Consider the following 21,191-nt stretch of genomic DNA (forward strand, 5'->3'; position numbering starts at 1 on the left):
AGTTAGTCTCCGCTTCGTGTCGAGGTGGTGCGTGACGCGACCTTGCGCCATTCGTTGTCGAGGGTCGCCAGCGCTTTCGCGCTGTTCTGGTCGGTCAGGAACTGCTGCACGATGGGCCCGAGCGGGATGCTCGCCGGGATCTGGTGATCGACGAAACCGGTGATCCGGCCGGCCTGGAAGTACGGTTGCAGTTCCGCCAGGGCCGGGTTGGTGTTCTCGGCTGCGTCCCGGGCCGTCGAGAACGTGTTCTGTGAGGCTGCGAAGGAGTTCTGCACCTCCTCCTGAAAGAGGAAGTCCACGAAAAGTCGGGCTTCGGCGAGGCGCGGTGTGTCGCGGCCGATGGCAATGGCCACGTCGACACCGGAGACGAGCTCGATGTCGGCCGGGTCATCCGTCACAGGGTAGGGGAAACCGCCGACGCTGATGTCGGGGTTGTTGGCCAGGATCGGGCTGAGGGCCCAGATCCCCTGCATCAGCATGGCCGATTCGCCGTTCGCGAAAGCCAGGTTGCCGTCTTCGTACGTGCGGCCGAGGTAGCCGTCCTGCGCGTAGGAATACAGCGTCTGCAGCTTCTCGAACGTCTCGTCGTAGTTCTTCGCGAACGAGACGGCCGAGTCGGGACCCACCTCCTCACCCTCCGCGCGGAGATCGGGGAAGAAATCGTCGCCGCCGAGTTGGGCGCCGATACCGTTCAGGGAGGATTGCACTGTCCATGCGTCGGCCGCGGTGCCGTAGAACGGGGCGATACCGGCCGCCTGGAGCGTGTCGCAGGCGGCGATCAACTCGTCCCAGGTGGTGGGAATCTCCATGCCCTGCGCGGCGAAGATGTCACGGTTGTAGAGAACGCCGTTGCCGTTGTTCGCGAAGCCGAGGGCATTCACCTCGTTCTGGTAGGAGCCGAGGGCCCCGACGATGTCCTGAACGGCCGGGTTGATCCGGTCGAGAACGGGGTCGCCACTGAAGTCGTGGAAGACACCGGCCCGCGCCAGCTGGCCGAAGTTCCCCGATCCGTTCAGACTGATCACATCGGGCACCTTGTTCTTGACCAGTAGGGTGCGGATGGCGGTGTCCGCATCGGGGACGGCGTTCTGGGTTACCCGGATGCCGGGGTTCTCTGCCTCAAAATCGGCGATGATGCCGTCGAAGTCCGCGATGGCCTCGGACTTGAACTGGAAGAAATCGAGGGTGACGACGTCGTTCTGACCCGGGGCGCAGCCGCTGAGGGCGCCGATCCCGAGCGTACCGGCCAGGAGGAGTGCCACGGGTCGCCGGAGCGTCCGCAACCTCCTCGACCGGTGGCGTCGCCGGGCGGGTGTCTGGTACGTCGTCGTATCCGTCATTGCGGGGCTCCTTAGGCCGTCATGTCGCTGCATGAATCTTTCTACGGCAAAAAGAATAGGACGTCAATTCGGGAAATTTGCCGCTCTCGCGAGATGAAAAGTCCGCTCGGGCCAGAGTATTCATGCCACTATGGAATAAATGGCACCTCAGGGGGCGGATATGACCACGGATGCGGCGTCGACAGTGAGCGAGACCTCCCGGGAACTCGCGCGAGCCGTGCTCATCCACGGCCCGATCTCCCGCAGCGACCTCGGCCGTCGCCTGGGACTGTCACCGGCCAGCCTGACGCGGTTGAGCAAGCCGTTCCTCGATTGTGGCCTGTTCGTCGAGGGCAGCGAAGACCGCGACGGAACCGTCGGGCGCCCGGCCCGGCCCTTGGACGTCCGGGTGGATGCCAGTCGGTTCGTCGGGGTGAAACTCACCGGCGACGACGTCTTCGCGGTGCTCACCGACCTGCGGGCCAACGAGGTGGGCTCGGCCCGGCGGGTGCTCGCCGATCACACTGTCGAGCACGTTGTGGCCCGAATCGACGAGGTCGTGCGCGAGCTCGGCGGCCCGGATGGGCTGTCGGCGCTCGGCGTCTGCGTGGGTGGGCATGTCACCGGCGCCCGGGTCGTGACCCGGGCGCCGTTCCTGGGCTGGCACGACGTGGACCTGGCCACGCGGCTCGAGCGACTGCTCGGAATTCCGGTCACGATCGAGAACGATGTCGTCGCGCTCACCTCCGCCGAGCAGTGGTTCGGAGCGGTCCGGGGTGTCCCGACCTTCGCGGTTCTGACCATCGGCGTCGGCGTCGGCTACGGACTGGTCGTCAACGACCAGGTGATCGTGACGGCCGACAGCGGCCTGGGCCTCGGTGGGCACATCCCGCTCGACCCGAACGGGCCGCTCTGCCCGGAAGGACACCGCGGCTGCTCGCAGGCAATGCTCACGAGCCAGAGTGTTTCTGCCCAGGTCAGCGTGGCCCTCGGCCGGGAGGTCGACTACGACGAGGTGCTCCGGCTCGCGGTGGAGGGGAACCGGGCTGCGGCATCCGTCGTCACCGCCACCGGTCGCGGACTGGGCCGATTGATCGCGGTGATCGCCAATATCGGGATGCTCGACACGATCGTGCTCTCCGGCGAGGGGATGCCACTGTGGGCGCTGGCATCCGAGGAGGTCATCGCCGCTGCCCGAGCCGACCGCGACCCGGATGCGACACCGCTGACAATCGTCGTTGACGACAGCGGGGTCTCCTCCTGGGCCCGCGGGGCCGCGGCTGTTGCCATCCAGCGCTCGCTCGGCCGATTGGCCGCTGCCGCCAGCGAATAGAATCGTCCATGCGCGCTGCGCGCCGCGCGAGTGGGAGGCTGCACATGCAATTCGGGATCTTCACCGTCGGTGACCTCACGGTCAACCCCACGACGGGCCACACCCCCACCGAGCACGAGCGCATCACGGCCATGGTCGCCATCGCCGAGAAGGCCGAAGAGGTCGGCCTCGACGTCTTCGCCGCCGGTGAGCACCACAACCCGCCCTTCGTGCCCTCGTCGCCGACGACGCTGCTCGGCTACATCGCCGCGAAGACCGAGCGCATCATCCTCTCCACGGCCACGACATTGATCACGACGAACGACCCGGTCAAGATCGCCGAAGACTTCGCCATGCTCCAGCACCTCTCCGGTGGGCGGGTCGACCTGATGCTCGGTCGCGGCAACACCGGCCCGGTCTACCCGTGGTTCGGCCAGGACGTGCGCCAGGGCATCCCGCTGGCGCTGGAAAACTACGCGCTGCTGCGCCGGTTGTGGCGCGAGGACGTCGTGGACTGGGAGGGCCAGTTCCGCACCCCGCTGCAGGGGTTCCAGTCGACGCCGCGCCCGCTCGACGGGGTGCCGCCGTTCGTCTGGCACGCCAGCATCCGCAGCCCGGAGATCGCCGAGCAGGCCGCGTTCTACGGTGACGGCTTCTTCGCCAACAACATCTTTTGGCCCAGGGAGCACTACCTCAAGCTGATCGGGCTCTACCGGGCCCGGTTCGAGCACTACGGCCACGGTCGAGCCGACCAGGCCATCGTGGGCCTCGGCGGGCAGGTCTTCATGCGCACGAACTCGCAGGACGCCGTCGATGAATTCCGGCCCTACTTCGACAACGCCCCGGTCTACGGCCACGGCCCGAGCCTCGAGGAGTTCACCGAGCAGACGCCGCTGACCGTCGGCAGCCCGCAGCAGATCATCGACCGCTACGCCGGCATGCGCGACTACTTCGGCGACTACCAGCGTCAGCTCTTCCTGATCGACCACGCCGGACTGCCGTTGAAAACCGTGCTCGATCAGCTCGACATCCTCGGCGGCGAGGTGGTGCCCGTGCTCCGCACGGAGCTGGCCGTGAACCGGCCCGCTCACGTTCCCGACGCACCCACGCACGCCTCGCTGAAGGCCGACGCCGCGATAAGTCTGCTCGCGGCATCCGTCGCCCGCCCGTGACCTCTCCCGCGGAAGCAGACACCATGACCATCGCGCCGCCTCAGCCATCAATGGATGCGCGCCGCGCCTTCTTCGACGCCCGTCCCGCCGCCTCCGTGGCGGTCGACCTCTCCGTGCGAATCGGCAGCCTCACCCTCGCCAACCCGGTCATGCCGGCCTCGGGCTGCTTCGGGCCTTCGCTCGGACGCTTGATCCCGGTCGCCGAGCTTGGCGCCGTGGTCACCAAGACCGTGTTCGGCACCCCGCGCGGCGGCAACGCCGCGCACAGGCTGACCGAGCTCCGGGCCGGGATGGTCAACAGTGTCGGCATCCCGAGCCGCGGGGCCGCCGGCTACCTGGCGTCGCAACACCCGCTCTACCTGGCGCTCGGCGTGCCCGTGATCGTCAGCGTCGGCGGCCACCGTTCGGGCGAGTACGCCCCCGTCGTGCGGGGCCTGCGGGGCGCGGGCGACGCCTACGAGCTCAACGTGTCCTGTCCGAACCTCGACCGCCACGGCACCGACATCGGCTCCGATCCCGACGCCATCGGGAAGGTCGTGCATGCTGTGCGCCTGGAGACCGACAAGCCCCTGATCGTCAAGCTGCCGGTGCTCGTCTCTTCGATCGCGGACTGTGCCCAGGCCGCTGAGGCGGCCGGCGCCGACGCCGTCTGCGTGGCCAACTCGATCCCGGCGCTGCCGCTCACGGCCGCTACGCGGAGCCCCATTCTCGGCAACGTGATCGGCGGTCTGTCCGGCCCGAATATCCGCCCGGTCGTGCTGCGGTTGGTCTGGTTGGCCTCCCGAGCGGTCGACATCCCGGTGATCGCCTGCGGCGGGATCGAAACCGCCGACGACGCCCTCGACTACTTCTCGGTCGGCGCCCACGCCGTGCAGGTCGGCACGGCCAGCTTCGGTCGCCCGTTCGCCATGGTCGAAATCGTTCGCGCCCTGCAGGAGCGCTGCGAGGGCGTCGCCGCGGCCGACATCACCGAACTGATCGAATTGTGGAGGGCCTGATGACCGTTACGACCGCCCTCGGGGACCTCGCCGCCCTGCGCCGCCAGCAGGCGTTCGCCGCGGCCGACGAGGCCGCGCTGGACGGCCTCATCGCGGTGCGACCGCCCGAGCGGGTGCCTCGGCCCGACCCGGTCTGGGACGACGCCCGCGTTCTCGTGCACGAGGTCGTGGGAGAGCGGTACCGCCGGCTCGTACTGGCCACCGACACCATTGCGACGACCGCCCTCGCCGGACAGTTCCTGATGATCACCGTGCCCCCCACAGGCGGGGAGCGCATCCTGCTCCCACGCCCGATGGCCATCCACCGCCGCCACCCCGACCAGGGCACCGTGGAGGTCATCTACGGCTCGGCCGGCCGCGGCACCACCGCGCTCACCGACGTACTCGTGGGCGAGAGCCTCCTGGTCACCGGCCCGCTGGGCCGCGGCTTCGAGTTCCCGGATGCCGCCCTCCCGACTGAGACTGGTCCAGAGGCGCCCCGCACGGCCCTGATGATCGGCCGCGGTGTCGGCGTCTGCGCCATCATGGGCTCGGTCGAAGACGCCGCCCGGCTCGGCATCGCCGCCACGGTCGTGCTCAGCGGGAGGTCGCCGGCCAATCTGATCGGCCTGGCCGACTGCGCCGAGCTGGGCGCCACGGTCATCCCCGTCACCGACGACGACGGCTCGAGCGCGCTGCCGGCGCTCGGCGAACGGCTGCGCGGGCTTTTCGCCTGGGCCCCGCCCGACGTCATCCTGGCCTGCGGCGCCGGAGTTCTCGCCCGCCTCGCCGCCGATCTCGGCGCCGAGTGGGGCGCGCCGGTGCAGGTCTCGCTGGAGGCTCACATGGCCTGCGGCCTCGGCTACTGCCACGGATGCGCCGCGCCCGTCGCCACGGATCCCGCCGTCGAGGGGCCGCTGGTCTGCGTCGACGGCCCGGTGTTCGACGCCGTGCTGCCGGACCGGGCCGCGGCCGGGCGCGAGAAACCAGCAGGCTGAACGTCTTCTGTTAGGCTTGAGGAGGTTAATCCTTGGATTGGCCACGCAGAATCACGCTCAGTACGGAGCAGACCGGCAGCGCGCTGGTCCTCGGTGGTGGTTTCCCAACTTGCCGGCAACATCCGCAGTTGGTGAATTTCTACTGGTGGCCAGCTCTCGCACCCTTCTTCTCCGCGTCCAGCTCGCGCGCCATACGGGCAACCGAGTCTTCATCGCCAGAATGGCGAGAAGCAAAAACCAAAGGAGAGAACCCCCATATGGAGGGTCCAGAAATCACGTTCGCCGAAACCGTTATCGATAACGGCAAGTACGGCACACGCACCATCCGTTTCGAAACCGGGCGTCTCGCCCAGCAGGCGCAGGGCTCTGCCGCCGCCTACATCGACGAAGAGACCATGCTTCTCTCCGCCACGAGCGCCAGCAAGCAGCCGAAGGAGAACTTCGACTTCTTCCCCCTTACCATTGACGTCGAAGAGCGCATGTACGCTGCCGGACGCATCCCGGGCAGCTTCTTCCGTCGCGAAGGTCGCCCGTCGACCGAGGCCATCCTCACCTGCCGTCTGATCGACCGGCCGCTGCGCCCGTCCTTCGTCGACGGACTCCGCAACGAGATCCAGGTTGTCGTCACCGTTCTGGCCATCGCGCCGGATGAGTACTACGACGTGCTCGCGATCAACGCGGCCTCGATGTCGACCCAGCTCGCCGGCCTCCCCTTCTCGGGCCCGATCGGTGGCGTTCGCGTCGCCCTCATCCCCGACGAGAACGGCTCCGGCCAGTGGGTTGCCTTCCCGAAGCACTCGCAGATCGTCGACGCCGTGTTCAGCATGGTCGTCGCCGGTCGCGTGGTGACCGACGCCAACGGCGCGCAGGACGTCGCGATCATGATGATCGAGGCCGAAGCCACCGACAACGCCTGGGATCTCATCAAGGGCGGCGCCATCAAGCCGAACGAAGAGGTCATCGCCGAGGGCATCGAAGCCTCGAAGCCCTTCATCAAGCAGCTCATCGAGGCGCAGCAGAAGGTTGCCGCCTCGGCCGCCAAGCCGACCGGCGCCTACCCGGTGTTCCCGTCCTACCAGCCGGCCACCTACGACGCCGTCGCCGCTCTCGCGTACGACCAGTTGAAGGCCGTCTATCAGATCGCCGACAAGATCGAGCGCCAGAATGCGGATGACGCGCTCAAGGCATCCGTCAAGGAGACCATCGCGGCCAAGGTCGCCGCCGGCGAACTCGACGCCAGCGCGAACAACCAGGTTTCCGCCGCGTACAAGTCGGTCACCAAGCTCGTCGTGCGCTCGCGCGTCCTCAACGAGGGCATCCGCATCGACGGCCGTGGGCTCGCGGATATCCGCCCGCTCGACGCCGAGGTTGCCATCATCCCGCGCGTGCACGGTTCCGCGATCTTCCAGCGCGGCGAGACCCAGATTCTGGGTGTCACCACGCTGAACATGCTCAAGCTCGAGCAGACGATCGACTCCTTGAGCCCGGTCACCAAGAAGCGCTATATGCACAACTACAATTTCCCGCCCTACTCGACCGGTGAAACCGGCCGCGTCGGAACGCCGAAGCGCCGCGAGATCGGCCACGGAGCGCTCGCTGAGCGTGCCCTGGTCCCCGTGCTGCCGACGCGTGAGGAATTCCCCTACGCCATCCGTCAGGTCTCCGAGGCGCTCAGCTCCAACGGATCCACCTCGATGGGTTCCGTCTGTGCCTCGACCCTGTCACTGCTCAACGCCGGTGTGCCGCTGCGCGCACCTGTCGCCGGCATCGCCATGGGCCTCATCTCCGACACCGTTGACGGCAAGACCCGCTATGCGGCTCTCACCGACATCCTCGGCGCCGAAGATGCCCTCGGCGACATGGACTTCAAGGTCGCCGGCACGAGCGAGTTCGTCACCGCGATCCAGCTCGACACGAAGCTCGACGGCATCCCGGCATCCGTCCTCGCCGGCGCGCTCACCCAGGCCAAGGACGCTCGCGCGACCATCCTGGCCGTGCTGAACGCCGCCATCGACCGTCCCGACGAGATGGCACCGACCGCGCCCCGCGTGATCAGCGTCCAGATCCCGGTCGACAAGATCGGCGAGCTGATCGGCCCGAAGGGCAAGATGATCAACTCGATCCAGGACCAAACCGGTGCCGACATCTCCATCGAGGAAGACGGCACGGTGTACATCGGCGCCGTTGACGGACCGTCGGCCGAGGCCGCTCGCGCCATGGTCAACGCCGTCGCGAACCCGACCAACCCGGAGATCGGCGAGCAGTTCCTCGGAACCGTCGTCAAGATCGCCGCGTTCGGCGCATTCGTCTCCCTGCTCCCCGGCAAGGACGGCCTGCTGCACATCAGTGAGGTGCGCAAGCTCGCCGGTGGCAAGCGGGTTGAGAACGTCGAAGACGTGCTCGGCGTGGGCCAGAAGGTCCTCGTGGAGATCACCAAGATTGACGACCGTGGCAAGCTCTCGCTCGCCCCGGTCCTCGATGAGTCGGCTAAGGCCGGCACCGAGGACGCACCGGTTCCGACCGAGGCGTAGTCCGCTAGATCTACCGACAACCTCTCGCCAGGTTAGTCGGCTAGACGGAAAGCCCGTCCTGCTCCGGCAGGGCGGGCTTTTTGCATCCCGCGGTGGTCGAGTGCCCGCCCGATGTCGCGCGTGTTCCCGATCCGGCGGCCGATCCCGTTCCCCGCGGCTCAAGACCAGCACCTATTTGAAAGTATTACAGGTTAGCGATATGATCAGACTGTGTCGATGACCGGACTACCCATGGCCCAATTGAAGTCTGACCTCTTCAAGGCTCTCGGGCATCCGTTGCGGGTGCAGGTTCTGGAGCAGTTGGCCGGCGGGGAACGCTCCGTCGGCAGCCTGGCCGAGGTGCTCGGGGCGGAACTGTCGAACCTGTCCCAGCAGCTGGGGGTCCTGCGCCGCGCCGGCGTTGTCGCCACCCGACGAGAGGGCAACACCATCTTTTACGGTCTGCGGGACCCGGGTGTCGCCGAGCTCCTGGCCATCTCCAAACGGATGTTGGTGTCCAGCCTTGAAGACTCCCACGCCCTGCTCCGCACCATCGAGCAGGACACGCAGTAGCCCGAGCCCTAGCCCTGCTCCGTCCCGGACGAATTGGTTCGACACCGGGCTATAGCGGACGCGCCGCTAGAGGTCGTTGCCGGCGTAGGACTGGTTGAAGCTCTTGTTCACGAGGGGGAAGTCCGGCACGATCGTCTCGGACAGGGCCACGGGCAGCGCAGGCCAGTTGAAGTAGGACGGGTCGACGACCTTCAGCCGCGTGATGGCACCGTCTGGCCCCAGTTCGACCCGGTGGCAGATGGTTCCGCGCCAGCCCTCGACGAGGGCAAGGCCGCTCGCCGCATCCGTCGTCGCCGCCACCGTCGTCGCCGCCACCGGAGATGACGCCGCGGCCGCACCACCACGGTGCGCGCCCAGCCGGGCGATGAGGTCGATCGCCACCGCAATGGACACCTCGAACTCGCCCGCGCGCACCCGGTAGCGGCTGAGCACGTCGCCGCCGGTGTCGGTGACTACGTGGAAGTGCTCACCCAGATCGACGAAGGGATGGTCGCGGCGGGCGTCGGCGTCGACACCGGATGCCCGCGCCACATAGCCCAGCGTGCCCATGGCCTCGGCCTGGCTGGTGGGCAACGGGGCCGTGCCGGTGAACCGGTCCCGCACGATCGCGTGCCCGAGGGTGATCGCGATGATCTCCTGAACGTCGGCGGCGACGCCGCGGAGGGCGGCGGAATCCGGCAGGGCGAGAACGCGTACCCCGCCCACCGACAGCGCCCCGCGCAGGAAGCGGTGGCCGGTGACGGTCTTGTTGATGCGCAGTAGTGTTTCGCGGAGCCGCTGAGTGTGCGAGTTCACGACGCCAAACCCCACGTCGTTGGCCAGCGAACCGAGGTCGGAGACGTGGTTGTAGAGGCGTTCGAGTTCGAGCAGCAGGGCGCGCAGCAGGCGGTCGGGCTCGGAGATCTCGATGCCGGAGGCCGCCTCGATCGCCATCGTGTAGGCCAGCGTGTGGCCGATGACGGTGTCGCCGGCGATCTGCTCGGCCATATCGATGCCGTCCGCAGGCAGACGACCCTCGAAGAGCCGCTCGACGCCGCGGTGCATGTACCACTGGCGGGCTTCCATCCGCACGATGGTCTCGCCGACCACGGAGAAGCGGAAGTGGCCCGGGTCGATGATGCCGGCGTGGATGGGGCCGACGGCGATCTCGTAGACCCCGGGGCCCTCGACCTCCACGAACGGGAACGACTCGACGTCGGGTTCGAATTCGGGGGTGGCCGTGGCGTCCTTCCGCATCGGGTACCAGCCGCGGGGCCAGTGGCCGTGGCGCACCAACCGGTGGGGCTGAGGGTGGTTCGCCGGCCGCACGCCGAACAGGTCGCGGGTGCCGCGCTCGAAGTTGCCGGCCGGGAACGAGAGGTCGGCCAGACTCGGAATCCAGGCGTCGTCATAGGGGACGGGCACGACGAGGTCGATCTGGCGCCGGGGGAAGACGGCGACGAAGGAGTAGACCACGCGCAGCCGGTCGCCGTCGTCGTGGCCCGCGACCAAAGCGAGCCGGTTTCCATCGGTCAGCAAGGCGGCGGCTTCGCCCCGGAGTTCGTCGCGCGTGAGCGTGCGCACCTCGGGGGTGGCGGCTCGCACCGGATTCGGGGTCGTCATTGGATTCCTCCCAGAACCTCGGCCGCACGCGTCAGGAGTGTGCCGACCGGCTCCGCTATGAAGGCCACCACCGCGGTGGTGCCCAGGGCGAGGATGAGCGGCAGCATCGGCCCGTGCCCCGACCGGTCCGGCACGAGGGGGTCGTCCGGGTGCGGCTCGGCGTCCGCCAGGGTGACGGATGCGCTCGGAACGGAGACCGGGACGGCTCCGGTGACGGATGCCCCGGCCCCCGCAGCCGGGACGGCCGCAGCCGGGACGACCGGGACGGCCGTGGCCGCAGGCGCCCCGATCGTCATGGCCACCGTCAACCGGGTGAGGCTGGCGAAGATGACGAGCAGCAGTACCAGAGCGATGCCGACCACCACGCCCAGGCCGGTGGAAAAGCCGGCCACGATGATGCCGACCTCGGAAAAGAAGATGCTGAACGGCGGGAACCCGATCAGAGCGGCCATGGCGATCAGCCAGGGCACGGCCAGCCCCGGCCGCCGCACGAGCAGGGCGCGCACGTCGTCGATCTTCGGAGTGCCCTCGACCTCGAGGATGCGGCCCGAGATCACGAACAGGGTGGCCTTGGTCAGCCCGTGGCCGAGCACGTACAGCAGCACGGCCGGCAGGGCCGCCGGGCCGATGGCCGCTCCGACGGCCATCATGCCCATGTGCTCGATACTGGAGTAGGCCAGCATCCGTTTGAAGTCGCGCTGGCGGATCAGAAGCGCTGCCGCCACGAAGAGGGAGAGCAGCCCGCCGACGCTGAGCATGATGCGCAGGAAATCCGGCCCGATCACGGCGTCGGTGATGGTCTGAATGCGCAGGATGGCGTAGAGGGCGACCGCGAGCAGGACGCCGGACATGAGCCCGGAGACGGGCGCGGGCGCCTGGCTGTGCGCGTCGGGCAGCCAGCTGTGCATGGGGGCGAGCCCGGCCTTGGTGGCGAAGCCGAGCACGGCGAGGGCGCCGCCGGCGCGGATCAACGCGGGGTCGAGTGGCAGGCCGGCCTGGCTGAGCACGAGCCAGGACAGGGTTGCCTCGCCCGTGCCGCGCGAGGCGGCGTAGATGAGCACGATGCCGAGCAGGGCGATGGCCACGCCGACGGAGCCGAGGATGACGTACTTCCAGGCAGCTTCCAGCGATCGGGGGGTGCGGTGGTGGCCGACCAGGAAGGCCGTGGCGACGGTGGTGGCCTCGACCGCGGCCCACATCAGGCCGATGTTGTCGGCGAGCACCGCGAGGCTCATCGCGGCCAGGAAGATCGAGATCAGGGCGTCGTAGGAGCCGGTGAACCGCGCGGGCTCGGCCGTCGCGTGGCCGAGCCCGCCCCAGGTGGAGACAAGCCCGACGGCGCCGACCACGGTGAGCATGTAGGCGCTGAGCGCGTCGGCGCGGAGCAGCCCGCCGCCCAGTGTGGGAACTTCGTCCGCGAGCACGACGCTCACCAGGAGCAGGCCCGAGATGAGCACGGCGACGCTGGAGGCGATGGGGCTGAGCCGGCGTAGTGCGGGGGAGGGCACGCCGAGGCTCAGTACGGCGAGGAGGGCCGGAATGGCCAGAGGGGTCCAGAGGGCGAATGACATCAGTCGTGCAACTTTCTGAGCTGATCGATCTCGGTGTTGCCGAACTTGGTGCGCATACGGCCGGCGAAGACGTAGAGGATGACGACGACCAGCAGCACGTCGAGGGAGATGCCGAGCTCGAGGAACAGCGGCACACCGCCCGAGGTCAGGAACGCGACGGTGGCGATGCCGTTGTCGAGCACGAGGAAGCCGATCAGCTGTGATCCGGCCTGCCGGCGGGTGACCAGCAGCAGGAAACCGATCAGAACCATGGCCAGGCCGATCGGAGCCGCGTGTGCCGAGATGCTGATGTCGCCGGCGAGCACCCGACTGGCCACGACGTAGCTGAGGATGGTCAGAAGCGCCACGGTCAGCAGGGCCGCCGTCGGGTTGAGGCGCGGTGCCTCATCCGTTCGGGTGGTGGCGTGGGTCTCGCGGGCGAGCACCCACGGCAGGCCCATACCCTTGACCAGCAGCACGAGCAGCGAGACGAGGATCACCTCGACCTCGCCCTCCTCCAGGCCGATCACGGCGACCAGTGCGGCCAGCGCGAAGCCCTGCACGCTGAGCAGCCGGATCGACGCCAGCAGCGAGTGCCGCCAGACCATCAGGGCGCTGGTGAGCAGCAGGGTGCCGGTGCAGAGACCGATCAGCTGCGGGTAAATGGTGGTGAACACGGATGCTCCTAAGCGACCAGGTAGGAAGCGGTGACAGCCAGCAGGCCGAGGGCGAACGACCCCGCCAGCAGCTCGGGCACGCGGAACAGCCGCGCCTTGGCCAGGAAGACCTCACCCACGCTGAGCACAACGCCCAGCAGCAGGATTTTCACGGTGACGGCGCCCACGCCGACTATCACGCCGAGCACCGAGAAGTCGGTCATGATTCCCCACGGCACGATCAGGTTGCTGAGCAGGCCGAGCAGGGCGGCCAGTTTGAGCCAGGAGCCGAGTTCGAGCCAGACCAGGTCGCGGCCGGAGGCCTCGAGCACCATGGCCTCGTGCAGCATGGTCACTTCGAGGTGGGTCGACGGGTTGTCGACCGGCAGACGGCTGGTCTCGGCCATGATGGCGATGGCCAGGGCGACCATGGCCAGCAGGCTGACCGGGGAGATGATCACGGCCGGATTCAGGAGCCGGGTCTCCACGATCAGCGAGAGGGTGGAGGTGCCGGCCGGGATGGAGAGCGCGTAGACCGCGAGCAGCAGGGTCGGCTCGACCAGAGCGGCGACGGTCATGTGACGGCTGGAACCCATTCCGCCGAACGCGGTGCCGGCGTCGAGGCCGACCAGGGCCAGGGCCACCACGCCGACCAGCATGATGGAGACGATCACGAACAGGTCGCTGGGGATGAGCGGCAGCGGCAGGGTGCCGACCAGCGGCAGCAGTGCGCAGAGCAGCAGGCTGGAGACCAGGAGGGTGACCGGACCGGCCGCGAGCATCCAGCTGCTGTCGGCGGCGCGCACCGGGTTCTTCGCCAGGAGCTTGCGCACATCGCGCCACGGCTGCCAGATGCCGGAACCGGCCCGGCCTTCGAGAAGGGCCCGCACCTGGCGGATCACGCCGATCAGGAGAGGGGCGAGGAACACGAACAGCACCAGCTGAACCAGGGCGATGATGATCGCCGCGGCGCCGGTCACAGGGACACCACGATCAGAACGGAAAGCAGGGCGACGAAGGAATAGGACAGGTAGCGATGGATACTGCCGTTCTGCGCGCGTCGGGCCAGAATGCCGAACCGTTGCATGAGGTTCAGCACCGGGCGGTAGAGCCGGGTCTCGACCACGTCGGACACGGTCTGTTCCACGTGGACGCGTTCCACCAGGTAGCGGGATTCACCCACGTGGGTGACCTCCACGTCACGGGTGGGCCGGAGCACGTCGTCGAAGACGCGCACCAGCGGCTCGGCATACGAGGTGGCCGTGTACTGCATCCGCGGCCGCAGCCGTGACCCGCCGCCGGCCCAGGGGAGCGGCGAGGTACGGGTGGGGTGGCGCCGGGCGGAAATGAACAGCGTGATCAGCACGGGCGCGAGCAGCAGGCCGGCCAGAACGATGAAGGTGGTGGGGTCGAGTACGGCGTCGATGCCGCGGGCGTCCAGGCCGGCGAGGCCGATGGTGCGCACGTCGGGGGTGAACGCCGGGCCCACGGCCGAGCCGATGGCCACGGCGAGCGGGCCCGGTAGCAGGCCGAGCCCGACCACGAGGAGGGCGCCGACCACGAGCGGGATGCGCATGATGACGGGCACCTCGTCGGCCAGTGCGGCCTTCCGGGAGCGCGGGCGGGCCAGGAAGGCGATCCCGTAGGCCTTGACGAAGGTGAGCAGGGCCAGCCCGGCGGTCAGGGCGATCACGGCGACCGCGAGTGGCATGGCCACGGATGCCGCGACGGAGACGACCTCCCCGTCAACCCGTGAACCGTGGATCAGAGCCTGCAGCAGCATCCACTCGGCGACGAACCCGCTCGTGACGGGCAGGGCCGCGGCGCCCATGGCGGCCCCGCCGAACGCGGCGGCGGTCCAGGGCATCCGGCTGCCGAGGCCGCCGAGCCGGTCGAGATTCATCTCGCCGGCCGCGCGGGCCACGGCGCCGGCCCCGAGGAACAGGGTGGACTTGAACGCGGAGTGGCTGAGCATCAGCAGCAGGGCGGCGACAAGGGCCGCGTCGGCCGCGGCAGCTGCGTTGTCGGCGCGCAGCAAAACGGATGCCCCGAGCCCCAGGAACACCAGCCCCATGTTCTCGGTCGTGGAGTAGGCCAGCAGCACCTTGAGGTTGCTCGCCACGGAGGCCTGCAGAATCCCGTAGAGCGCGGACACCCCGCCGAGCACCATGATCAGCACTCCCCACCAGGCCGGGCCGTTCGGCAGCAGCCGTACGACGACGAGGAGTGCGCCGTAGACGCCGATGTTGACCATCGCGCCGCTCATCGCTGCGGCGACGTGGCCGGGGGCCTCGGGCAGCACCCGCGGAACCCAGACGTGCAGGGGCACGAGCTCAGCCTTGCCGCCGAAGCCGAGCAGCAGCAGCAGGAAGGCCACGCTCGCCTGCCAGGTGAAGGGATCGATGGTGGCGAGGTCGGCGAACCCGGTGCCGCCGGCCAGGCCGGCGAGCATGGCGAAGCCGGCCAGCACGAAGAAGAAGCTCAGCTGCGACATCGCCGAGTACCAGACCAGGGCGGAGGCGACCGTGCCGCGGGTGGCGTGATGGGCCAGCAGGAGCGCCGTGGAGCCGAGCGTCATGATCTCTAAGAACAGCAGGAACGACACCACGTCGGTTGCGGCCGGCACGAGCTGCATGCCGGAGAGGAACACGGCCATCGACAGCCACGAGGTGCGCGAGGCCGAGGCCACGCGGGCCGAGCCGATCCCGAACAGGGAGGCGAGCACGCCGACGACGGAGACGACCACCATGACCAGTCCGCCGAGGCGGTCGGGGGAGAGCACGAGCGGGTCCATCGGCAGGGCGGTGGGGATGCTCAGCGACCCGGTGCCGCCGGAGAGCGCGATCGCACCGGTGACGACGCCGGCCACGGCGAGCAGGGTGCAGAAAAATCCGCTGACCCGCGAGCGCCATGAGGTGGGTGTGAGCAGGGCCGCGGCGATGGCGACCACGAGCAGCAGGGTCTGGCCGAGCAGGCCGGCTTCGAGGGCGGTCATCGACCGGTCATCCGGCGCAGTGCTTCGACGATGACGGCCGGCTCGGGCGGGTTGCCCGGCACGGACAGGTCGACGTGCACGAAGTCCGACACCGGCCCGGCCACGCCGTAACCCTCGGCGAAGACGCCGCCGGTGATGGCGCAGTCGCCGACCGCGATCACGAAGCGGGGGGTCGGCGTGGCGTCAATGGTGCGGCGCATCGGCTCGATCAGGTTGCGGGTCACGGCACCCGTGATCACGAGCACGTCGGCGTGACGCGGCGACGCGACCAGACGGATGCCGTAGCGTTCGACGTCGTAGACCGGGCCGAACGCGCTCTGCACCTCCATCGCGCAGTCGTTGCAGCTGCCGGCGTTGATGAAGCGCACCTGCACGCTGCCGCCGAAGACCTCGGCGCCGGGGAACAGGGCCGGGGCCGGTGGGGCCGCTTCGGCGATGCGGCCACTGGTTCGGATGAGGTTCAGGAGTCGTTTCACGCTCAACTCAGGCTCCGTGTGGCACGATACATCATTACTTCTTTATATACCTATATGATGAATTTATCAAATAGATTGGGGTTATTCTTCGGGCCAGGGCGCGCTGAGGGAGTCCACGGCTTCCTGGGTGTACTCGATCACCGCCGTGAGGAGCTGCTCCATCGAGGTGGACCGCAGCAGTTCGATCTGGTCCAGCGGGCCCAGCGGGGCGATGCCGGCGATCTGCCAGGCGGCCGCCGTCGGATCCCGGGACAGCTCCACCGTCGAGGGCCAGAGCTGGTCGGCGAATTCGCTTGCGAGGGCCAGGGCGCGTCGCACGGCCTGCTCGGCCCGGTCCCGCAGTGGCAGCAGGTCGTCGTCCCAGTCCAGCTCGGCAAGGTCGCGCACCGTGGCCTGGGGGTGCGGGTCTTCGGTCAGCCAGTCGATGACCTCGACCCGGCGTTCGCCCTGGGCGGTCACCCCGACGAATCCCTCGGAGGCCTCGAGTTCGGTGATCTGGGCCACGGTCCCGTAGTGGAACCGCCGCTCGCCGCCGCCGACCTCCTGGCCGCGTTCGATCAGCACCACGCCGAACTCGGCCGGCTCCTCCTTGAGGATGCGCGACAGCATGACCAGGTAGCGGTCCTCGAACACCCGCAGCTGCAGCGGCATATAGGGGAACAGCACCGACCCGAGCGGGAACATCGGCAGGGACGTCACCGGCAGCGCGGTCATGGGCGGGTACGCTCCAGCAGCGGGGTGATCCGGTAGGGGATCAGCTCGCCCATGGCCAGGGACGTCTCGGTGCGATCGACACCCTCGCAGGCGAGGATGGTGCCGTCGATGCGGAACAGGTCGTCGGCATCCGCGCACACCACGCGCACCAGGATGTCGGTCGCCCCGCTCATGCCGTGCGCCTGCACGATTTGCGGAATGCGGGCGAGCTCGGCCACGATCTGGGCGAGGCGTTTCTGCTGCACGTGCACCTCGATGAAGGCCGTCAGCGGATAGCCCAGCGCGACCGGGTTGATGCGGCGGTCGAAGGAGAGGAACGCGTTCGACTCCTCAAGCCTGGCCATGCGCGCCTGGACCGTGTTGCGGGAGAGGCGCAGCTGCTGGGCGAGCGCCACGAACGTGCTGCGCGGTTCGGCGCATAGAGCGCGGAGCAACTGTAAGTCGACTTTGTCCAGACTGTGCATACTGCTCGACGGTAGCAGGCAGGGTGCCCCATGAATAGGGCAAATTGCTCAAAATTCATTGTCATGGTTGTGCTCCGTGTCGCGGAATCGTACGCTCTCAACAACTTCGGCAACGACGCTGGGAGCGCATCTGATGCACACTGTCCACACCGGGGAGACCCCCGACATTCTTCTGCAGCTGCTGAGCCCCGAGGGGATGCGGCTGGCCGACGCCGATCTGGATCCCTGGGTCGCGGAGGTGACCGGGGCCGACCTCGCGGCGCTTTACCAGGACATGGTGGTGGTGCGCCGCATCGACGCCGAGGCCACGGCGCTGCAGCGTCAGGGAGAGCTGGGGCTCTGGCCGCCGTTGCTCGGCCAGGAGGCCGCGCAGATCGGCTCGGGCCGCGCGCTCCGCGCCGACGACTTCGTCTTCTCCAGCTACCGTGAGAACGCCGTCGCCTGGTGCCGGGGCATAGCGCCCACCGACATCCTCCGGGTGTGGCGCGGCACCGCGCAATCCGGCTGGGACCCGCTGGTGTACCGAATGGCGACGCCCAGCATCATCATCGGGGCGCAGACCCTGCACGCCACGGGCTGGGCGATGGGAGCCGTGTTCGACGGCGCGGACTCGGTGGCCGTGGCCTACTTCGGCGACGGCGCGACCAGCGAGGGCGACGTCAGCGAGGCGCTCGTGTTCGCGGCGAGCTTTCAGGCGCCGGTGGTCTTCTTCTGCCAGAACAACCACTGGGCCATCTCCGAGCCGGTCGGACTGCAGACCCGCTTCGGCATCGCCGGCCGGGCCCCCGGGTTCGGCATTCCCAGCCTCCGAATCGACGGCAACGACGTCCTGGCCGTGATGGCCGCGACCCGGCTGGCCCTGAACCGGGCCCGCACCGGGGGAGGCCCCACCTTCATCGAAGCTGTCACCTACCGGATGGGCCCGCACACGACCGCGGATGACCCCACTCGCTACCGGCCGGCGGCCGAACTCGAGGAGTGGGCGAAGAAAGACCCGATCCTGCGACTGCGACGGCTGCTCGACTCTCTCGGCCTGTTCACCCCCGAGCTGGAGTCTGAGACCCAGGCTCTGGCCGACGCCACGGCCGCCGAGCTGCGCGCCGGCTGCATCGGCCTGCCTGACCCGGAGCCGTTGACCGTGCTCGCCAACGTCTACGCCACCCCGCACGCCGGGGTCGACCGCCAGCGTGCGGAGTACGCGGCCTACCTGGCGAGCTTCGAGCCGACCGGAGGGAAGGTCTGATGTCAATCGAAACCATCCGGAGTGCTCCGGCTACACGCGCGAACGGCTCGACGCCGGTGCCTGCGACGCCGGTGCCTGTGACGCCGGTGTCGCCGATCGAGGCGGCGCTGACGGACACGAAGACCCTGACCCTGGCCAAGGCGATCAACGCCGGGCTGCGCCAGTCCATGCTCGACGACCCGAAGGTGGTGCTCCTCGGCGAGGATATCGGCGCCCTCGGCGGCGTGTTCCGGGTGACCATCGACCTGCTCGCCGAGTTCGGGCCGAACCGGGTCGTCGACACCCCACTGGCCGAGTCCGCCATCATCGGCACCGCGGTGGGGCTGGCGTACCGCGGCTACCGCCCGGTCTGCGAGATCCAGTTCGACGGCTTTATCTTCCCCGGATTCGACCAGATCGTCAGCCAGGTGGCCCGGTTCCACTACCGCACCCAGGGGGCCCTGCGCATGCCCATTACCATTCGGGTGCCGTTCGGCGGCGGCATCGGCGCCGCCGAGCACCACTCCGAATCGCCCGAGGCCTACTTCACGCACACCTCGGGCCTGCGCGTGATCGCGGTCTCGAACCCGCAGGACGCCTACAGCCTGATCCGCCAGGCGATCGCCTCCGACGACCCGGTCCTCTTCTTCGAGCCCAAACGCCGCTACCACGTTGCCGGCCCGGTGACCCCGCAACTCGGCGAGCCCTTCGAGAGTGCCCGGGTCGTGGCCGCCGGCACCGACGTCACGCTGATTGCCTACGGAGCGCTGGTGACCACGGCGACGGATGCCGCGCTCGCCGCCGCCGACGAGGGCATCTCGGTCGAAGTCATCGACCTGCGCTCGCTCTCGCCCATCGACTACGCCGCCGTCGAGGCATCCGTTCGCAAAACCGGCCGGCTCGTCGTCACTCACGAGGCCGCCCGCTCGGGCGGGCTGGGTGGCGAGATCATCGCCGAGGTCACCGAGCGCTGCTTCGACTACCTCGAGGCCGCACCGGTGCGGGTCACCGGCTTCGACATCCCGTACCCGGCGGCGAAGTTGGAGAGCCACCACCTGCCCGACCTCGACCGCATGCTCGATGGGGTCGACCGAGTGCTGGGACGACGACGATGATCAAGGTTTTCAGGTTGCCCGACCTCGGCGAGGGGTTGACCGAATCGGAGATCGTTGCCTGGCGGGTCGCGCCCGGCGACACGGTGACGCTCAACCAGCTCATCGCCGAGGTCGAGACGGCCAAGGCCGTCGTCGAGTTGCCGTCGCCCTTCGCGGGTGTGGTCGCCGAACTCCACCAGCAGCCCGGCACCACCGTGCACGTGGGTGACCCGATCGTCTCCTTCGAGGTCGCCGGCGCCGAGCCTCCCTCAGTTCCTTCGGCCGCTTCTCCCGCCGATGCGGCTCCTGCGCCTCCTGCTGGTCCTACGGCTCCTGCTGGCGAGCCCGAACGGCTGGCCGTGCTCGTGGGGTACGGCGCAGCGGCCGAGCGTGGCGGGCGGCCGCAGCGACGGGCCCGCGCGGGGGCGACGGATGCGCCGGGCCGGGCCGGGGTCTCTACTCCGGCAGCGAGGTCGACGTCGGCGCCTGCCTCGACGTCGACGCCGGCCTTAACGTCGGCCGCGTCACCCGCGGCTCGGGAGGTGCCGGCTACCGGGGAGCGCCCGCGGTCCACGCCGCCGGTGCGCGCGCTGGCTCGCACACTGGGCGTCGACCTGACCCAGGTGACCGGGACCGGTCCGACGGGCTTCATCATCCGGGAGGACGTGGCGGCGTACGCCGCCCCCGCAGCCCTCGGCGTCTGCCACACACCGAACGAACCGGGACTCGAGCTCGGGCGCGCCGAACCGGATGACCGGCCCCCGGCATCCGAGCCCCGTGCCCGGGAAACCCGCAGCCCGATCCGGAGTGTGCGCAAGCAGACCGCCGCCGCTATGGTGCAGAGCGCCTTCACCGCGCCGCACGCCACGGAGTTCCTGACCGTGGATGTGACGCCGACGATCGAGCTGATCGACGCGCTGAAACGCGACCGGGGGTTCGCCGACGCGCGCATCGGCGTCCTTGCCGTGGTCGCGAAGGCGCTCTGCCTCGCCGTCGCCCGCACGCCCGAGGTCAACACCCGCTGGGACGAGGCGGCCGGCGAGATCGTGCAGTTCCATTACGTGAACCTCGGCATCGCCGCTGCCACGCCGCGCGGGCTGATCGTGCCCAACATCCCGGATGCCGACCGGCTGGCTCTCGCCGACCTCGCCGCGGCGCTCGCCGCGCTGACCAGCGCCGGCCGGGCGGGAGCGACCAGCCCGGCCGCCCTGCACGGCGGCACGATCTCGATAACCAACATCGGCTCGTTCGGCATCGATGCGGGCACGCCGATCCTGCCTCCGGGGGAGGCCGTGATCCTCGCGCTGGGAGCGATTGCGCCGCGGCCGTGGGAGTATCGCGGCGAGGTCGCGCTGCGGCAGGTGGTCACTCTCAGCGTCGCCTTCGACCACCGTCTCGTCGACGGAGAGCAGGCGGCCCGGTTCCTGACCGACGTCGCCGGCATCCTCGCCAACCCCGCGCGCGCCCTCGCCCTCCTCTAGGAGTCAGTGGTCAGCCCCTAACGAATTCGACGGAGTTTTCGCACCCACAGCCCGAAATTTGGGTAAAGACGGGCAT

General features: G+C 69.0%; 18 protein-coding genes. 9 read left to right on the top strand and 9 right to left on the bottom strand.

Annotation, left to right across the window (positions count from 1 at the left end; genetic code table 11):
* Positions 1 to 2: 2 nt before the first annotated feature.
* A complete protein-coding gene (locus tag CXY79_RS10655) occupies positions 3 to 1,262 on the bottom strand; it encodes an ABC transporter substrate-binding protein (protein ID WP_233191413.1) in 1,260 nt (419 codons plus the stop codon).
* A 217-nt stretch (positions 1,263 to 1,479) separates the two neighbouring features.
* Here CXY79_RS10655 and CXY79_RS10660 point away from each other — a divergent pair, with 217 nt between their 5' ends.
* From CXY79_RS10660 to CXY79_RS10685, 6 genes are all read left to right on the top strand, one after another.
* On the top strand, positions 1,480 to 2,652 hold the full coding sequence (locus CXY79_RS10660; protein WP_233191414.1) for an ROK family transcriptional regulator: 1,173 nt from the start codon (positions 1,480 to 1,482) through the stop codon (positions 2,650 to 2,652).
* A gap of 44 nt (positions 2,653 to 2,696) precedes the next feature.
* Positions 2,697 to 3,803: an LLM class flavin-dependent oxidoreductase gene (locus CXY79_RS10665; protein WP_104101112.1), complete on the top strand. Its 1,107-nt coding sequence runs from the start codon at positions 2,697 to 2,699 to the stop codon at positions 3,801 to 3,803.
* A gap of 23 nt (positions 3,804 to 3,826) precedes the next feature.
* Positions 3,827 to 4,801, top strand: a complete 975-nt coding sequence (locus tag CXY79_RS10670; RefSeq protein ID WP_104101113.1) for a dihydroorotate dehydrogenase — start codon at positions 3,827 to 3,829, stop codon at positions 4,799 to 4,801.
* Positions 4,801 to 5,778 (top strand): dihydroorotate oxidase electron transfer subunit, encoded by a 978-nt coding sequence (locus tag CXY79_RS10675; RefSeq protein WP_104101290.1) that lies wholly within the window; start codon positions 4,801 to 4,803, stop codon positions 5,776 to 5,778. Before CXY79_RS10670 ends, CXY79_RS10675 begins: the two co-directional genes overlap by 1 nt.
* 257 nt (positions 5,779 to 6,035) lie before the next feature.
* The gene (locus tag CXY79_RS10680) at positions 6,036 to 8,309 is read left to right on the top strand and encodes a polyribonucleotide nucleotidyltransferase (protein ID WP_104101114.1); all 2,274 of its coding nucleotides are present in this window, start codon (positions 6,036 to 6,038) and stop codon (positions 8,307 to 8,309) included.
* A 216-nt stretch (positions 8,310 to 8,525) separates the two neighbouring features.
* Entirely contained in the window at positions 8,526 to 8,861 is a 336-nt protein-coding gene (locus CXY79_RS10685) for a metalloregulator ArsR/SmtB family transcription factor (RefSeq protein WP_104101292.1), read from the top strand.
* A 66-nt stretch (positions 8,862 to 8,927) separates the two neighbouring features.
* Here CXY79_RS10685 and CXY79_RS10690 read toward each other — a convergent pair whose 3' ends face one another.
* The 8 genes from CXY79_RS10690 to CXY79_RS10725 form a co-directional block, all read right to left on the bottom strand.
* Positions 8,928 to 10,463, bottom strand: a complete 1,536-nt coding sequence (locus tag CXY79_RS10690) for an NADH-quinone oxidoreductase subunit C (RefSeq protein ID WP_104101115.1) — start codon at positions 10,461 to 10,463, stop codon at positions 8,928 to 8,930.
* The gene (locus CXY79_RS10695) at positions 10,460 to 12,034 is read right to left on the bottom strand and encodes a proton-conducting transporter membrane subunit (RefSeq protein WP_104101116.1); all 1,575 of its coding nucleotides are present in this window, start codon (positions 12,032 to 12,034) and stop codon (positions 10,460 to 10,462) included. Before CXY79_RS10695 ends, CXY79_RS10690 begins: the two co-directional genes overlap by 4 nt.
* Positions 12,034 to 12,690, bottom strand: coding sequence for a hypothetical protein (locus CXY79_RS10700; RefSeq protein ID WP_104101117.1), 657 nt, complete (start codon positions 12,688 to 12,690; stop codon positions 12,034 to 12,036). The genes CXY79_RS10695 and CXY79_RS10700 overlap by 1 nt, the downstream gene beginning before the upstream one ends.
* 8 nt (positions 12,691 to 12,698) lie before the next feature.
* Positions 12,699 to 13,649, bottom strand: a complete 951-nt coding sequence (locus CXY79_RS10705) for a respiratory chain complex I subunit 1 family protein (protein WP_104101118.1) — start codon at positions 13,647 to 13,649, stop codon at positions 12,699 to 12,701.
* Entirely contained in the window at positions 13,646 to 15,664 is a 2,019-nt protein-coding gene (locus CXY79_RS10710) for a proton-conducting transporter membrane subunit (protein ID WP_104101119.1), read from the bottom strand. The genes CXY79_RS10705 and CXY79_RS10710 overlap by 4 nt, the downstream gene beginning before the upstream one ends.
* Positions 15,661 to 16,140, bottom strand: coding sequence for an NADH-quinone oxidoreductase subunit B family protein (locus CXY79_RS10715; protein WP_198411414.1), 480 nt, complete (start codon positions 16,138 to 16,140; stop codon positions 15,661 to 15,663). The genes CXY79_RS10710 and CXY79_RS10715 overlap by 4 nt, the downstream gene beginning before the upstream one ends.
* An 81-nt stretch (positions 16,141 to 16,221) precedes the next feature.
* Positions 16,222 to 16,854, bottom strand: coding sequence for an LON peptidase substrate-binding domain-containing protein (locus CXY79_RS10720; RefSeq protein WP_233191416.1), 633 nt, complete (start codon positions 16,852 to 16,854; stop codon positions 16,222 to 16,224).
* Complete coding sequence (locus CXY79_RS10725; RefSeq protein ID WP_104101121.1) at positions 16,851 to 17,318, bottom strand: Lrp/AsnC family transcriptional regulator; 468 nt, start codon at positions 17,316 to 17,318, stop codon at positions 16,851 to 16,853. Before CXY79_RS10725 ends, CXY79_RS10720 begins: the two co-directional genes overlap by 4 nt.
* Positions 17,319 to 17,451: 133 nt before the next feature.
* Between CXY79_RS10725 and pdhA the strand changes: the two genes are divergently transcribed.
* From pdhA to CXY79_RS10740, 3 genes are read left to right on the top strand one after another with little or no spacing between them, the layout of a single operon-like run.
* Positions 17,452 to 18,561: a pyruvate dehydrogenase (acetyl-transferring) E1 component subunit alpha gene (gene pdhA / locus CXY79_RS10730; RefSeq protein WP_104101122.1), complete on the top strand. Its 1,110-nt coding sequence runs from the start codon at positions 17,452 to 17,454 to the stop codon at positions 18,559 to 18,561.
* On the top strand, positions 18,561 to 19,655 hold the full coding sequence (locus CXY79_RS10735; RefSeq protein ID WP_104101123.1) for an alpha-ketoacid dehydrogenase subunit beta: 1,095 nt from the start codon (positions 18,561 to 18,563) through the stop codon (positions 19,653 to 19,655). Before pdhA ends, CXY79_RS10735 begins: the two co-directional genes overlap by 1 nt.
* Positions 19,652 to 21,115: a dihydrolipoamide acetyltransferase family protein gene (locus CXY79_RS10740; protein WP_104101124.1), complete on the top strand. Its 1,464-nt coding sequence runs from the start codon at positions 19,652 to 19,654 to the stop codon at positions 21,113 to 21,115. Before CXY79_RS10735 ends, CXY79_RS10740 begins: the two co-directional genes overlap by 4 nt.
* Positions 21,116 to 21,191 lie beyond the last annotated feature (76 nt).

It is taken from the genome of Cryobacterium sp. M96, assembly GCF_002929845.1.
Taxonomy (GTDB): Bacteria; Actinomycetota; Actinomycetes; order Actinomycetales; family Microbacteriaceae; genus Cryobacterium; species Cryobacterium sandaracinum.

What these genes read in the sequence shown, in the direction of transcription:
- CXY79_RS10660 (WP_233191414.1), top strand. Translation starts at nt 1,480, where the DNA reads ATGGCACCTCAGGGGGCGGATATGACCACGGATGCGGCGTCGACAGTG.
- CXY79_RS10665 (WP_104101112.1), top strand. Translation starts at nt 2,697, where the DNA reads ATGCAATTCGGGATCTTCACCGTCGGTGACCTCACGGTCAACCCCACG.
- CXY79_RS10670 (WP_104101113.1), top strand. Translation starts at nt 3,827, where the DNA reads ATGACCATCGCGCCGCCTCAGCCATCAATGGATGCGCGCCGCGCCTTC.
- CXY79_RS10675 (WP_104101290.1), top strand. Translation starts at nt 4,801, where the DNA reads ATGACCGTTACGACCGCCCTCGGGGACCTCGCCGCCCTGCGCCGCCAG.
- CXY79_RS10680 (WP_104101114.1), top strand. Translation starts at nt 6,036, where the DNA reads ATGGAGGGTCCAGAAATCACGTTCGCCGAAACCGTTATCGATAACGGC.
- CXY79_RS10685 (WP_104101292.1), top strand. Translation starts at nt 8,526, where the DNA reads ATGACCGGACTACCCATGGCCCAATTGAAGTCTGACCTCTTCAAGGCT.
- CXY79_RS10690 (WP_104101115.1), bottom strand. Translation starts at nt 10,463, where the DNA reads ATGACGACCCCGAATCCGGTGCGAGCCGCCACCCCCGAGGTGCGCACG.
- CXY79_RS10695 (WP_104101116.1), bottom strand. Translation starts at nt 12,034, where the DNA reads ATGTCATTCGCCCTCTGGACCCCTCTGGCCATTCCGGCCCTCCTCGCC.
- CXY79_RS10710 (WP_104101119.1), bottom strand. Translation starts at nt 15,664, where the DNA reads ATGACCGCCCTCGAAGCCGGCCTGCTCGGCCAGACCCTGCTGCTCGTG.
- CXY79_RS10720 (WP_233191416.1), bottom strand. Translation starts at nt 16,854, where the DNA reads ATGACCGCGCTGCCGGTGACGTCCCTGCCGATGTTCCCGCTCGGGTCG.
- CXY79_RS10725 (WP_104101121.1), bottom strand. Translation starts at nt 17,318, where the DNA reads ATGCACAGTCTGGACAAAGTCGACTTACAGTTGCTCCGCGCTCTATGC.
- pdhA (WP_104101122.1), top strand. Translation starts at nt 17,452, where the DNA reads ATGCACACTGTCCACACCGGGGAGACCCCCGACATTCTTCTGCAGCTG.
- CXY79_RS10735 (WP_104101123.1), top strand. Translation starts at nt 18,561, where the DNA reads ATGTCAATCGAAACCATCCGGAGTGCTCCGGCTACACGCGCGAACGGC.
- CXY79_RS10740 (WP_104101124.1), top strand. Translation starts at nt 19,652, where the DNA reads ATGATCAAGGTTTTCAGGTTGCCCGACCTCGGCGAGGGGTTGACCGAA.